12 protein-coding genes are annotated in these 14,311 nt (G+C 52.9%); all 12 read right to left on the bottom strand.

Annotated features, from left to right (window positions below; all coding sequences use genetic code 11):
- Position 1 precedes the first annotated feature (1 nt).
- Entirely contained in the window at positions 2–541 is a 540-nt protein-coding gene (locus WC980_01420) for a hypothetical protein (GenBank protein ID MFA5793719.1), read from the bottom strand.
- A gap of 6 nt (positions 542–547) precedes the next feature.
- Positions 548–1,234, bottom strand: coding sequence for a rod shape-determining protein MreC (mreC, locus tag WC980_01415; protein MFA5793718.1), 687 nt, complete (start codon positions 1,232–1,234; stop codon positions 548–550).
- A 195-nt stretch (positions 1,235–1,429) separates the two neighbouring features.
- Complete coding sequence (locus WC980_01410) at positions 1,430–2,494, bottom strand: rod shape-determining protein (GenBank protein ID MFA5793717.1); 1,065 nt, start codon at positions 2,492–2,494, stop codon at positions 1,430–1,432.
- 64 nt (positions 2,495–2,558) lie between these two features.
- Positions 2,559–2,801 carry a hypothetical protein gene (locus WC980_01405; protein ID MFA5793716.1) on the bottom strand — a complete coding sequence of 81 codons (243 nt, stop codon included), beginning with the start codon at positions 2,799–2,801 and terminating at the stop codon, positions 2,559–2,561.
- Between the two features lie 10 nt (positions 2,802–2,811).
- Positions 2,812–3,672, bottom strand: a complete 861-nt coding sequence (locus tag WC980_01400; GenBank protein ID MFA5793715.1) for a hypothetical protein — start codon at positions 3,670–3,672, stop codon at positions 2,812–2,814.
- A gap of 70 nt (positions 3,673–3,742) precedes the next feature.
- Positions 3,743–5,353, bottom strand: coding sequence for an apolipoprotein N-acyltransferase (gene lnt, locus WC980_01395; GenBank protein ID MFA5793714.1), 1,611 nt, complete (start codon positions 5,351–5,353; stop codon positions 3,743–3,745).
- A 4-nt stretch (positions 5,354–5,357) separates the two neighbouring features.
- On the bottom strand, positions 5,358–6,554 hold the full coding sequence (glp, locus tag WC980_01390; GenBank protein MFA5793713.1) for a gephyrin-like molybdotransferase Glp: 1,197 nt from the start codon (positions 6,552–6,554) through the stop codon (positions 5,358–5,360).
- A 1-nt stretch (position 6,555) separates the two neighbouring features.
- Positions 6,556–7,779 carry a tyrosine--tRNA ligase gene (gene tyrS / locus WC980_01385; protein ID MFA5793712.1) on the bottom strand — a complete coding sequence of 408 codons (1,224 nt, stop codon included), beginning with the start codon at positions 7,777–7,779 and terminating at the stop codon, positions 6,556–6,558.
- Between the two features lie 59 nt (positions 7,780–7,838).
- Positions 7,839–8,888, bottom strand: coding sequence for a prenyltransferase/squalene oxidase repeat-containing protein (locus WC980_01380; GenBank protein ID MFA5793711.1), 1,050 nt, complete (start codon positions 8,886–8,888; stop codon positions 7,839–7,841).
- A gap of 23 nt (positions 8,889–8,911) precedes the next feature.
- Complete coding sequence (locus WC980_01375; GenBank protein MFA5793710.1) at positions 8,912–9,658, bottom strand: hypothetical protein; 747 nt, start codon at positions 9,656–9,658, stop codon at positions 8,912–8,914.
- 4 nt (positions 9,659–9,662) lie between these two features.
- The gene (locus WC980_01370; protein MFA5793709.1) at positions 9,663–13,214 is read right to left on the bottom strand and encodes a DUF4175 family protein; all 3,552 of its coding nucleotides are present in this window, start codon (positions 13,212–13,214) and stop codon (positions 9,663–9,665) included.
- A gap of 79 nt (positions 13,215–13,293) precedes the next feature.
- Positions 13,294–14,298 (bottom strand): hypothetical protein, encoded by a 1,005-nt coding sequence (locus WC980_01365; protein ID MFA5793708.1) that lies wholly within the window; start codon positions 14,296–14,298, stop codon positions 13,294–13,296.
- Positions 14,299–14,311 lie beyond the last annotated feature (13 nt).

The raw sequence follows: 14,311 nt of genomic DNA, 5'->3' as shown, positions 1-14,311 counted from the left end.
ATTAAGGCGCGGTTAGTCTGGATTGGCGCCACCAATAGAGTTTATATAATACGGTTAAAACAATTCCACCGATGATTGACGTATATAATGCCACCATAAATGATTTACCGATGACATACCATATTTCCAGGTTACCGTATAGTATGCTCAGGCCTATGCCGTGCAGAGAGTGGCATATCCAGGTAACCGCAAAGAGAATTGCTATCTGGACGATGATGTCGTCTTTGAATATCAGCTGGCGGGCCACGGCGACCAGCAGCCCGCTTACCAGATACAGGAAACCCATGGTTCCGAATCCGGTGTGCGAAACCATATCCTTGGCTATTCCGATGAACCAATTGCCCATCATAACGCCCGGGGTGGTGATATTATACATGCGGTTGCTGTAAGAGGGATGGTATGAATAGAATGACGCCATAAACACCAGAAAAATAAGTAAATCGGGGCTGGTGCCCATTATCTCCGGGCCGTCAAACACGAATATTTGCAAGAAAAGCGTGATTAAAGCAATAATGACAATGAGCGATATTTTTATCTTCATGGGTTCCTATTTTGAGCGGCGTTTCAGAATAATAACGTTTTCCAGGTTGCTGAAATCAATGGCCGGACTGCCGTAAAGTGTATTATAATTGCCGTCTTCCGAAATACCGGACACTTTACCGATAATCAGGCTTTGGGGAATGGTATTTTCCATATCGCGTGCTGTAAGAATATCCCAACCGGCCGTGATTTTTACGTCGCGGGAAATCCACTTGATGCTGTATTGGTTGAAAGATATGCCGAATAATACGCCGATGCCGTTGCTCAATCCGGCCTTTTCTTCCGATTTCTTCGATTCTTTTTTGTCTTTTTCATCCTTGTCCTGTTGTTTGGGAATGGGTGGCGGCACAACCAGGGTTTTGCACCTGAATGCCGGGTCGGTAATCAGCTGGACCCGACTGGTAAATGAGGCAACGCTGGTGATTTTCCCGACCAGATAACGCCCGGAAACAACCGGTAGGCCGTTTTCGATGCCGTCCGAGCTGCCGCGGTTAAGCGTAAAACTGCGGCGCCAGATTGAGGCATCATAATTTATCATCACATCAGCGACAATAAGCTCATAACGTTCCTTCATCTGGGCGGCTGACGGGGACTCGACGAAATCGCTTACGGTCCGGAGTTTCCTGGTCAGTGATTTATTCTCATTTATTAGCTGGGTTATTTCGGCCTTAAGGTCAGCTACTTCTTTTTCCATCAGGGCGGGTTTATCAGCTTCGCTGACTTTACCGGTTTTACCTTTATTTTCACCGGATGAGGAAGGGGTTAAGGGTTTGGCAACCGCCAGTACGAAAGTTTCTGTGGATTCAAAACAGCTTGAAGGGAGTAAAAGCAGAATGGCGCTAAGGCATAAGAAGATAAAAGGAGTACTTTTCATCCCAAAGCATAGTTTTTATAGAAGATCTTCGCCGCTTTCCAGGCTTTCCTGTATCTGGTCCAGGTTTTCAAGGACAATGCCTGTGCCTCTGGCAACTGCGGTGAGGGGATCTTCGTCAACCCTGACAGGTATTTGAACCTCTTTGTTTATGGCTTTATCAAGCCCTCTTAAAAGAGAACCGCCGCCGACCATAGCCATGCCGTGGCTGATTAAATCAGCGGAAAGCTCTGGAGGGGTCTTTTCAAGTGTTTCTTTCAGTGCCTGGATAATGGCGTCAACCGGCCTTTTCAGCGCTTCCCTGATTTCTTCTGAGTTAACGATTACCTTGCGCGGGCGGGCGGCAATCAGGTCGCGGCCGCCGACTTCCATGGTCAGCTCTTTATCCAGCGGGGATGCTGAACCGATGGTTAGTTTTATTCTTTCGGCCATCTGCTCGCCAATCAGCAGGTTATAGGTCGTTTTCATATGCTGGATGATGGCTTCATCCATTTCGTCTCCGGCAATGCGGATGCTTTTGCAGGTGACTATTCCGCCCAGAGAAATAACGGCAACTTCGGTTGTGCCGCCGCCGACGTCAACTATCATGTTGGCGATGGGTTCCTGAATAGGCATTCCGATTCCGATGGCTGCGGCAATCGGTTCGAGAATCAGATATATTTTGCGGGCGCCGGCTCTTTCAGCCGAGTTAATCACGGCCCTTTTTTCCACGGTGGAAATCCCCGATGGGATGGAGATGGCTACCCGGGGGTTAATCAGCTTCCAGCCTTTATAAACCCTGACTTTCTGGATGAAGTATCTGATAAGGGCTTCGGCCAAATCGAAGTCGGAAATGACGCCGTTTTTGAGCGGCCTTACCGCCATAATACCGCCCGGTGTTTTCCCGAGCATTTCCTTGGCGACGTTGCCGACGGCCTGACCGTTGAGAAGGACTTTGTTGGTGCCTTTACGCACCGCCACAACAGATGGTTCGGAGATTATGACGCCTTCGCCCTTTACGCAGACCAGAGTGTTGCAGGTGCCCAGGTCGATGCCGATATCGGTGGACAGCATCCCTAACATATCACTAATGAAATTTGACATTTGATTATCCTCCTTCAATACCTATAAATAACCTATCGGCATTCTTCCTGTGGGGCTTAAATATTTACTTGGTTGCTGTCGCAGAAGGAGGAGATACGATTCCGGCGAATGTTACCCCATAGAATTTGTTTAATTCGTATGCCACCAGGTAAATAGAAACACAGATGAATATGGCAGCTACGATCATCAGGAAGGTGTAGACATTATTTTTAGGTTTTGTAGGGCCGAGCGGCGCTTGTTCCGGCGTCCATCCCGGTGCTGCGGGGGCTACTGCTTCAGCTTGTACAGTGACGTCTTCGTTAGCCATAATTTTATCGTTAATAAGGGCTGGTGGTAATGCTGTCACCGACTTTAATGCCGTCAGATTGGAATTCTTTTATGCTGAAAGCGCTTGAAATCTGAGGCTCAACTTTTTCCACCTGTATTTTACCGACGTATTTATCAACACGATAAACGGTGAACTTCATTCCGGCTTCGACGCCGTCATTCTTGCCGACGCTCATGACAACCAGGTTTAAATCGGGTTTGTCGCTGACCGCCAGAATCTTGCCTTCAATCCATTTGGCCTGGTTTTGCTCGCCGGCTAAGGCCGGAACGGCTTTCTTATACTGCTCCAGGAGCGTTTTTGCGGAATTGAGCTCTTTGGCCTGAACCAGATACTGCTGTTCCAGAGCCGCCAGGTTCTTTTCTATCTTTGACAGGTCGTCCTGTGTCTGCATGAATTTGCTTTCGAATGTAGCCCGGTCTTTCTCGGCATCGTCTTTTCTTTTGCGGAAATCCTCAACGGTTTTAAGGAATTCTTCGTTTTTCCTTATCTGTTCGTTTAATTCGGCCTCAAGCTTTTTGTATGTCTCCGAAAGCTTGGTGAATTCATTAGTAACCCGGGTGTTTTCTTCTTTCCATGAGGTGAGGTCATTCTGGGCGGCATTAAGGTCGGTTTTGAGGGTGGAAATCTCTTTTTCCAGTTGTGAGATGTCTTTTTCCAGGGCGCCTTTCTTGCCCAGCAGGTCTTCTATTTTTAAGTCTTTGTCCTTTATGGTTTTTTGGTGTGCCGAAATCTCTTCCTTAAGCCGTTCTTTATAATCGACTCTGTAGCTGAATAAGGCCGCGGTCATTCCAAGATACACCAAGCTTAATACCAGAAGCGATACGATCATCACGCGTGTCAGAATGCTCATAATCAGAACCTCCTTGATAAGTCCTTGTTAATTTATTAATTTAAAGAGTCTATATATATAAATACTTTAGTCAAGAATTTTTACTTATTTTTCGCAGGCTGGCAAAGACGGCGGTCAAGGATATGATGAGGCATAAAAAGGCGAAATAGTCGCCGTTATTCGCGTAAAATGAGCTGGTTGTAGCCACGGGGATTTGTTCGGCCCATGCGCCTTCAACTTCTTTATAGGCGTCTGTATTATTTTTAAGGATGTTTATTTTTCCGTTCGGATGAATGACCGCGGAGATCCCGGTATTGGTGGCTCTGATAAAAGAGCGTCTTGATTCAACCGCCCGGAAGGCGGAAATAGCCAGTATTTGATTTAGTTCGGCGCTGTTCTTGAACCAGCCGTCATTGGAAATGTTGATGATAAAATTGCTGCCGCGCCTGACGCTGGCCCTGGCCAATTCCGGGAATATCGATTCGTAACAGATTAATACCCCGAATTTAAGATTACCCAGGCTGAACGGTTCGGCGTTTGTTCCGGCCTGCATATCCCTGATTTCGGATAATTCTGAAAAGGTCAGGATTAGGTTGTCAAGCCAGGGAAAAGTTTTCCTCAGGGGCACATATTCCGATATGGGCACCAGGTGTATCTTGGAGTATTGCCCGATGGTTTTGCCTTCTTTGTCCAGATAGTAAGCGCTGTTGTACATCTTGAAATCAGCCCCGGTTTCGTCCGGCTCAAACGTTACCGCGCCGATAAGATGCGGCACTCCGGACATTATTGACGGCTCTTTAAGTATGTCCATATTTTCCGTGACCTCTGATTTCTTAATCGTATTACTGCAGGCGTAAGGAAACATTGTCTCGGCCCAGACAATCAGGTCCGGCTTGGTTTCGCCCGAAATCAGCTGCATGGAAAGTTTCAGGTGTTTCTCGTAAATGATTAAAGGGTTGGGCGGATTATTCTTGAGTGATTGCTCGATATTGCCCTGGACTATGCCGATTCGCGGGCCGGGTGTAATATTTATTCGGTCAATCCGGATATAACCGTATATCAAAGCCGCCAGAATAATTACTGCCGGGCAAAGCAGGGCGGTAATTACTCCGGACTGGTCAAGCGTCTTGGTTATTTTCCTGTATATTATCAGGGCGATGCTTGTGTTGACCATCATCACCAGAAACGACACGCCGTAAACGCCGGTGATATCGGAGATTTGTATCAACCCCAGCCAGCTGTATTGCGTGTGCCCGGCGAAAAACCACGGAAACCCGGTCAGGAAAAATGAGCGGACAAACTCAATCCCGGCCCATAAACTGGGTATGAGCAGGATATTAAACATAATGATCCCGCGCCGGATGAGCAATCTGGCCAGCCAGGCGAATCCCAGCCAGTAGAAAGACAGTATTCCCGGGGCGATGAAAAGTCCGGCCCAGGTTACATGACGCATCCAGGACGCGCCGAGGAAAAAGAATAGATATGCGCTTAAGTAAACATGAAGTTTGAATCCCATTCGGTTCAGGAGCGGGATGTTCTTGAATAGCGCGATTTTACCGCTTTGGCCGACATCTGTTCCTCCCGGGCTGATTCCCGACTTGAAAATATACAGGATCATTGGCACGTAAGAAATCCAGGCCAGGAAAGAGAAATCGGCCGGATGATATGATAACCAGGTCAAGATAGATGTCAAATAGGGCATATTATCAGCTTAGAATCATCACATCAACAGTTGCGCCGGCGGTAAGTTTGGGGCTGTCGGGCGGAATTATCAGGAGCGCATTCGCCTTGCTAAGCGATACCAGGTCGGCCGAACCGTGGCTCTTTACCGGGTTCACTATTCCGCCGGTTTCGGTCATCCTGAAGAAAGCGTTAATATATTGCTGGCGTTCGGATTGCTTGGGCCAATCGGCATTTAGCCGTGCTTTTACGACCGGATTCCTGAGCCCTGAATTAGCGGTGATGCCGGCCAGCGCCTCGCGCACGAATATTTCGGTTATCACAAAAGTAGAGACCGGATTACCGGGCAGGCCGAAGACAAGGCATTCGGCGGTTTTGCCGAAGGTGAACGGTTTCCCCGGCTTTATGGCCACCTTGTTGAAAATAATCTCACAGCCTGATTTCTTAAGAATCTCCTCGACAAAATCGTGGTCGCCGACCGATACGCCTCCGCTTAGGATAAAAATACTCGATTTTAATCCTTGGGCTATTTTGGATTCCAGTTTCGACCGGTCATCCCTGGCTATGCCCAGTGAATGCGCCTTAAAGCCCATTTTGTGAATCTGGGAAATCAGGGAATAAGTATTGCTGTTTCTTATCTGGGCGTCATTCGGCCGGACATTTATGTCGACCAGTTCATCGCCGGTGGCCAGGACCGATATTTCCGGTTTTGAGTACACCGAAACATCGGCTTTCCCCACGGCCGCCAGAAGGGCCACTTCCTGAGGCCTTATGGCCGTGCCGGCCGGTATGACCCTGGCGTTCATTTTTAGGTCTTCTCCTCGCATCGCTATGTTCTCGCCTTTGCGCACGCTCTTCAGACAGTTGACCATATTGCCGCCTGATGCCTTGGTATTCTCCACCATTATTACCGCATCGGCGTTTTCCGGCACCGGCGCGCCGGTCATTATCTTTATCGCCTTGCCGGGTTTGAGCTTTAGATTTGGAGAGTAACCGGCCGCCACGGTTTCGATTACTTCCAATTCTACCGGCGGGCGGAGCAGGTCTTCCGAACGCACCGCATACCCGTCCATGGCGGACCGGTCGAACGGCGGCAGGTCGATATCGGAAAAAATATCCTCGGCCGTGACGTATCCCGGTGAATCGTTGATGGATACTGTTTGGATGCGCGGTTTGGGGATGGAATCCCTTATTTTACTGATGGCTTCGCTGACACTGATCATTTTACTCTAAACGCAAGCGGTAGAACTTGTTCTTTTTCCCGACCTTGAGTATTTGGCCCGACTTGACCGGTATCTCGCCGCTGGCCTGAGTTATTTTCTGGTTATCGATGGTTACGCCGCCCTGCTCGATTATGCGCCGGGCATCGCTGCCGGACTTGACCGCGCCGATATTGACCAGCAGTTTTGGCAGGTAAACGCCTTTGTCGGTAATCAGCTCTTTTGGGATGGCCACTTCCTGGATGTTTTCAGGCACTTCTTTGCGGCTGAATACTGACATGAATCTTTCCACCGCCGAATCGGCATCGGCTTTATTGTGGTAAACGGCCACGATTTCCCTAGCCAGTCTTATCTTGGCGTCGCGCGGATGGGTTTTATCGGAGCACAACTGGTCTATTTCGGCCGGCGCTACCTCGGTCAATAATGTGAAATAATCCTTCATCAGCTTGTCCGGAATGGACATGACCTTGCCGAACATGTCATCCGGCTTTTCGGTGATGCCGATATAATTGCCCAGGGACTTGCTCATCTTGTCGGTGCCATCCAACCCGACAAGCAAGGGCATGGTAATGGCAATCTGCTGAGGCTGATTGACGCCCTTCTGCAAATCGCGCCCGACCAGCAGGTTGAAGGTTTGGTCATTTCCGCCCAACTCGATATCCGCTTTGATAGCCACGGAATCGTAGCCTTGCATCAGGGGATAGAGCAGTTCATGCAGGCCGATGGGCGTTTTCTTGGCCAGACGATTGGCGAAGTCATCGCGTTCGATGAATCTGGCCACGGTCACTTGCGCGGCCAGCTTGATGATGTCCGAAAAGGTCAGTTTACCCAGCCACGACCCGTTAAGAACTATCTTGAGGTTCTTGACGTCCAGGATATTGCTGACCTGGTCAAAATAGGTCTTGGCGTTGCTTTCAATCTCGCTGGTTGACAATTGCGGCCTGGTCTTGTCACGGCCGGACGGGTCGCCGATAAACGTGGTGAAATCGCCGATGATGACGACCGGCTGGTGCCCCAGGTCCTGGAACTGTTTTACTTTCCGCAGGACGACCGTATGGCCCAGATGGATATCCGGCGCGGTCGGGTCGAGCCCCAGTTTAACCACCAGCGGTTTCTGGGCGGTGAGCGATTGCTCCAGCCGTTTGGCCAGTTCATCCTCGGTATAAATCGCCATCGTCCCGCGCTTGATGATTTCCAGTTGCCGGGCAGCTTCCTGTTTGATATTCATATCCGGTAAATTTAGCTAAAATAGACAGGGTGTCAATAATTATCTGGCAAGACTTGAGCCTATTTCTGGAACAACGGCAGGTATTGGTAAGGTATCTGCAGGGTTAGGCAGGCGAACGCCGTAGCGTAATCTATGTTGGTGCCGCCTTCGCCGCCGGACCAGGAACCATTCAAGTCCTGTTTCCCGACAAAGTAATCACGGAGCGGCGGAAACCATTGCGGCCAATATTGTTCCCCGGCCAGGTGCATGGCCAGGGTACCGTAGAAGTTGGAGTAATAAGGGTAATCTTTCCAATTGTTCGGCGTGCCCGGTTTGAATCCCATCAGGAACTTCAGCCCGCGTTGTGTCTCAGCCGCGTCGAACTTGCCGTAAAGGCATAACGATGACACCCCGCCCGCGGCCAGCGCGAAAGAGCTTTCACTGCGCGAGCTATGCAGCGAATACCTGAAACTGCCGTCTTCATTGCCGGTCTGGCGCAGATACTCGATACCGCTGTTGATGACGTTCTTATCGACGGCGATGCCGACGTTCCGTGCGGCCCGCAAGGCCTGGACTATGCATACGGTGACGCTGCCTTCGTCGCCCGACGGTCTTGGCTCGTAATACCAGCCGCCGTCCCGGCTCTGGCTGGTTTCTATCACCTTGACGGCTTGTCTCAGCGCTGATTTTATCTGCTCTTTATCGACGCTGGTCGACTTGGTCATTCCGTATATCTCGGCCAGGAACCAGGTGGCAAAGCCGTGCCCGTGCATGCGTGAGCTGGAGTTCTTGTCCGGCTCGATGATGTAGCCGGTCTCGTCCTGCGAGCGGAGCAGGTATTTGGTGACGGCCTTTAAGGCGTCGCCGTATTTGCCTTCGCCCGGAATATTGCCTCCGGCCAGGAATGCCAATCCGACCAGGCTGGTCGTGGCCACGGGATAATTCTCCCCGTAGCCGCCGTTGTTGGAAAGGCGCTTGTTCAGGAAGTCCAGCCCTTTGGTTATGGCTTTGACAGATTGGACGGTATGGTCCGGATGGACCGGCGGTTCCGGCGGGGTTTTATCCGGTTCGGCTAACAGGACTCCGGCTGCCGCGGCCAGTGCCAGAAACAGGCTGATATATGTTTTCATTATGTAACGTCCGGACGTAGCCGTTAGTCCTCAGCCAGTGTTTTGAAGTATTGCTTCAGCCAATCTTCGTAATCGGGCAGGAAACCTTCCTGTTCGTTCTGGATGATTTCATCGCGCATCTTAGGCGGCAGGTTGCCCCATTTGTAGGTCGTGCCGCGCCGTTCGAGCATTCCTTCAGGCAGTCCGCCCTTGGCTTCGTAAGCTCTCTCGGCCGGGCCCTTGGGCTGGGGTTGCTCCTTGGGTGTTTCCCGGAGCGGTTGCGGCTGTTGCATCTGTTCACCCGGTTTGGGTTTTCCCTTATCGCGTTCTTTGGGTTGGGACTGGTCTTTCTTTTGGGACTGGTTCGGTTTGGGCTTGCCTCCTTTGCCTGAAGGCGGCGGCGGCATCATAGTCTCCGGCGCCGACTTTATCAGGCGGTCGATATCCTCAATCGCTTCCTTCTGGGAGCTCTCGGTCTTATTCAGGAGCCGGTTTATTTCCTTGATGGCCTCCGACTGGGACTGGTCGTTGCCGGGCAAAGGGTTTTTCGGCCCGTAAACGGACGAGCGCGACAGGTAATCCTCGGCCCGGGCCATCTTCTCAGCCACCTTCTGGAGTATCTCGGTCGGCTTGACCTGTTCCTGCACCGGCGCCGGCTTGAGCTCGCGGTCCAGCTCTTCGATAAGCCGCTCTATCTTCTCGGTATCGCGGTCGGAATCGGCATTCTCGGCGGCCGCGTAGAGCCAGCCCGCAAAGAACGCCGTCAGCGCCAGTATCATTCCGTAACGCATAATATTATTCCTCTTTGGGTTTCTCGGGCGGTTTCATATTATCCAGCGCCCGCATCTTCTCGGCGAACTTGGCCGCCATATCGGCCAGGATTCCCTGCTGTTCGCTCAGCCGGCGCAGTATCATCTGCTGGGCCGAGTTGAACCCGGCGGTCTGCCCGCCGGCGTTGTTCTTCTTGAACTTATCCGTGTCGGACTTGAGTCCTTCCTGCAGCGTTTTGAGCATTCGGAGCTCGACGATGAGCGGGAGCAATGAGTCCTGCCCGCCTCCGCCTCCGCCGCTTCCTCCCTTTTGCAGGGGGGCTTTGCGCCTTAGTTTCTCGTTCTTAAAGGCTTTAATCAGTTCGTCCAGGCGGCGGATGATGTCTTCCTCTATGGCCAGGGTGTAGCGGTCGGTCCGGTATTCGTCGGCCAGGAATTTGCCGACCTTGTTCATATCGTCGCCGATAAGCGCCAGCGCCTGGGTGAAGACGATGGAGTTTTCGGCCTTAAGCTTCTGTTCCACCTCGGCCGTCAGCCGGGCCAATTCGGTCTGGTCCTTGCCGAGTTTCTTCAGGGTGATGATGTTCTCGCGCGGCCACTGGTTGTCGGCCGGGCGCTTTTGGTCCAGCTCGGCCGTATCCTGGTGGATGATGTCCTCTTTCTCGCGGATATCGCGCAGCATCTGCTCCAGTTCATCCAGTTTTTGCTGTCTTTCCTGGTCTTGGAGCTGGTCGGCTTTCTCGCGCATAAGTTCGTAGACGCGTTCCAGTTCCTTTAATGCTTCTTCGGTGTCCTCCTTGGCCGATTTGGGCTTGCCCTGTGACATATTCTCCGAAGCCGAGCCCATCTTGCCGGAAGCGGCTTTCATACCCTTGGCCGCTTTCTTCTCCTTCTCCTTTTCTAGTTCATCGGCCAGTGCGTTGGCCTTTTTCTCCAGTTCCTTCTGGCGCTGTTTCAGCCGCTCCAGTTCTTTCTTCTGCTCTGGAGTCAGCGATTTATCAGGCGATTTCTGCTCGTCCTGGCTGAGCTGGCCGGCCTTCTCGTCTATCTTCGACTCCTCGTCCTTGAGCTGGTTCAACTCGTTCATCCGCGATTCCAGACGCTCCAGCTTCTGGGACAGCTCGTCGCGCGAGACCTTGTCTTCCAGGAATGATAACAGCTGTGACAGCCCGGACTCGACCTGGTTGGCCTTGTCGATGGCTTTGCCGCCCATATTCTGGTTTAAGGCCTCGACCGCCTCGCGCATATTTTCCTTGAGCAGGTTCTGGCTCATCATCGCCTGCGCCTGGTCCAGCTTCTGGGCGTAATAGGGCTGTGATTCCTGGAGCTTCTGGCTGACCCGCTGCATCTTGGACTCGAGCGTCTCGATGTCCTTCTGCACCGATTTCTCGGATTCCTTGACCGCTTCCTTGGCCGATGGCGTGTCGGCCGTGGTCTGCTTTATGTCTTCCAGCGCTTTCTTGTGGCGCTGGAGAATGTCCTTGGTCAGGCGCACGATTTCTTGGAAATCCTCCCACTGCTCCATCCGGGACAGGGCGTCCTTAAGGTCATCGGCGATGTCCTGCTGGGCGGCCCGGCTGTTTTCCAGGTTGTCCTTGCGCGATTCCGCGTCCTTGCCGTCCTTGGCCTGGTTCAGCGACTTTACCGCCTCAGGCGATTTCTCGGCCGATATATCCTTCATCAGCTGGCTCATCTCCTGCAGTTTCTTCTTGGCCGCCTCGTCCCAAATCTTATTGGCCGATGCGTCCTTAAACGCCTGCGATAAATCCTTGGACATGCGCTCCGATTCCTGGCCGACGCGCCGCTGGTTCGAGATGCGCTGGTTGATGGTCGGGGCGGTCTGCTCGCTCCATCTCTTGTCGTCGGCCGACGGGTCTATCTTGGTTGATTCGGCCAGCTCGCGCTCCTGCAGGTCCTTGACCCGGCGCAGGTCGTCCTTGATGCGGAGCATCATTTCGTCCATCTTCTTTTCCATCTGGACCGGGCTGATGACAATCAGCCGGTAATCGCCGGTGCGCGACTGGTTGGGCCGGGGAATGGCGCAGTTGTCCTCCGCGCCGAAATAATACCTGATGACGTCGCCGTCCTTGGGCTTGATTTCAGCCAGCTCGAAGACGTGCGAGGTTTCCACCTTGGACTGTTGGGCCGGCGTGGCTGATTCGAACATGGGCAGCTGGCGCTCGGCCGTGGCGTCGCTTCCGGATTCGCCCGCCAGGCTGTAGCCCATCCATATCCTGGCCACGGCGTAATCGTCCGTGACCAATAGCGCCATCGGCACCGACGCGTCGGGCGTGACGTATTTGTATTCAACCGTTGGCTCCTGCACCTTGATTACCGGAGCCGTATCGCGCGTGACGCTTATGGGATACTCTATCGGCTGGTGGTTGGACAGGCTGTTCAGTCCGGTCAGCTTGATGGCGTAAGCGCCGTCATTCATTGCCGTAAACCGGCCCTCGACCTGGCGCGGCCTGCCCTCGGCGTCTTTGGCCAGCGCCATCGTTATCAACTGGGCCGGTATGCCGGCCTGCTTGTTGCCGGTATCGGAGCTGATTGACATATCGGCCTTGCCGATGTCGATGTTGGCCAGTGCGATAATCGTTACCGCGGTCCCGACCGGCGCCTTGACGTTGCCGCCTTCGATGCGCCCGGTGTTCTTCAGACCGGTCGATGACCTGATGTATTCGGGGTATTCGTATTGGCAGTAAATGCGCTCCAGCCCGGGCGGGGACAGCACCTTGATGACAATAGGATTAGTCCGGTCGTCGCCGCCGGTGACATAAAACTCGAATGATTCCTTGACCCGCAGGAAGTCGAACCGGAAGACGTCCTTCTCCGACATCGACATCCGTTCCGTCTGTATGTCCGTTGTTGGTTTATCCGCGGTTATGACGCGGTAATTGATGTAAGCCTTTGATATGGAGCCCTTGACCACTTTGGCCAGTACGGCCACGTCCCGGTCACGGGCCGCGATATTGTCGGGCGCGTTCCTGACCTCGATTGCGATGTTAGTCCGCTTGGGCCAGCGGGCCTCGCCGCCGAACAGACGGTTCAGCCAGATGCCGGCCATCCCGGGGTATGATATAATGTAAAGCCCGCACAAAGCCGCCAGCGCAATGCCTGACAATGCCAGCCGTTTTTGGTGTTTGGAATTGATTATGGCGTTGAAGTTCATCTCCCTGGAGCTGTCAAAAGCCTCGTTGACCAGCGCCTGTATCAGCTCAGGCGATTGGGTCGGCGGCGCCGAAATGGATAACTGCAGCGCGCTGAGCAGTCGTTCCTTAAGCTGCGGATATTTGCGTTCCAGGTATATCACCAGCGAGTCGTCGGATATGGTCGTTCGGAGCGGGTAGATGACGTAGCGGTAGGCCAGCCAGAACAGGCCAACGGCGCCGGCGCCCAGGAAGACCAGCCTTACAGCCGGCGGCAGTTCCGGCATTGACCAGTCGATGGCGAAGGTCAGCGCCGCGAACGCGGCCGCGTAGATGACTATCCGGGACAGGCCGTCCGCCAGGAAAAGCATCCTGATCCTGGCCCGCACCCCGGCCAGCCGGCCGGTCAGTTGGTTAATCTGTTCCATAACCACGGTATTATAGGGAAGAAATAGAATCAGTCAAGCAAAAAATCAGCGTGGAATGTTTTATCTCAGCTTGGTTGGATTACTTGGTTTCTGGCTCAGCCGTCGGCGCCGGTTTGGGTTCGAACTTGTTCAGGTTCTGGTTGTATTCCAGTTTCTCCTTGGTGCAATACCACCATTCCTTCCAGTTCTCGATGGAATCCTTGTTGGCTTCGGCGTCCAGGTCCGGGTTGTATTCCAGCGTCTTGTCGGTCATCCGGCGCAGTAGCCACCAGGCAATCCAGCGCGCGGCCGGGTTCTCGTCAGCCAGCCCTTTAATCAGGTTGTCGACCGTATTCTTGTCGCCGATCGGGCCGTAGGTGTTGACAATCCATTCCTTCGATTCCAGCTGGGGCGAGGCGAACTGCTTGGAGAACTCGTCGCCCTGGCAGGAGAAAACCAGCCGGAGTATTTTGGATTCGTATTCCTGGGTGAACTGCTTGTCCTCCTTGCGGTAGGACGACTTGACCACATCGAACAGCCCGCCGATGAATAACTCCACCTGGTCGGCCCGGGCGTCGACGTCGGTGAAGATGGCCATGGCCTCGATTTTCTCGCCGGCCAGGATTTCACGTTTCTCCCTCAGGTCCTTGCAGTTCATATAGCGCAGGCCCTTTTTATACTTGATGATGGTGTCCTCGCGCATGGCGGCCGGGAAACCGGCCAGCTTTTCCTCGGCCGAAATCAGTTCCCGCTCGACAACCGGGTAGATGGAATCCTGGTAGAACCGGCTGGCCAGTTGCGGGAAATATCCGGACAGCTTCTCATCCGTTTTAAGGCGGATATCGGCCTTTAGGCAGACATCGAGATTGAGCTTGATTGATTCCTTGGTGTTGTTGGTCAGCGTATACTTGAAGAACCAGTAATAAGAATTGGCGCCGGCCGGGTCGGTAAAGGTGAAAATCTTTAGCGGCTGGTAAGTGATGTCCAGTTCCCAGCGCTGTTTCAACTTGGGCAGGGGCGAGGTGTCCTCGGCCGATACCGGCATCGATATGATTAACCCGATGACGACGATGAGTACGAACCTGACGGCCTGGCGATAACTCATAAGCACTATCCTT

This window comes from Candidatus Brocadiia bacterium (assembly GCA_041658285.1).
GTDB lineage: Bacteria > Planctomycetota > MHYJ01 > JACQXL01 > JACQXL01 > JBBAAP01.
The sequence above is the reverse complement of the archived record's forward strand: the minus strand, read 5'-3'. Positions and strand labels throughout refer to the sequence as shown.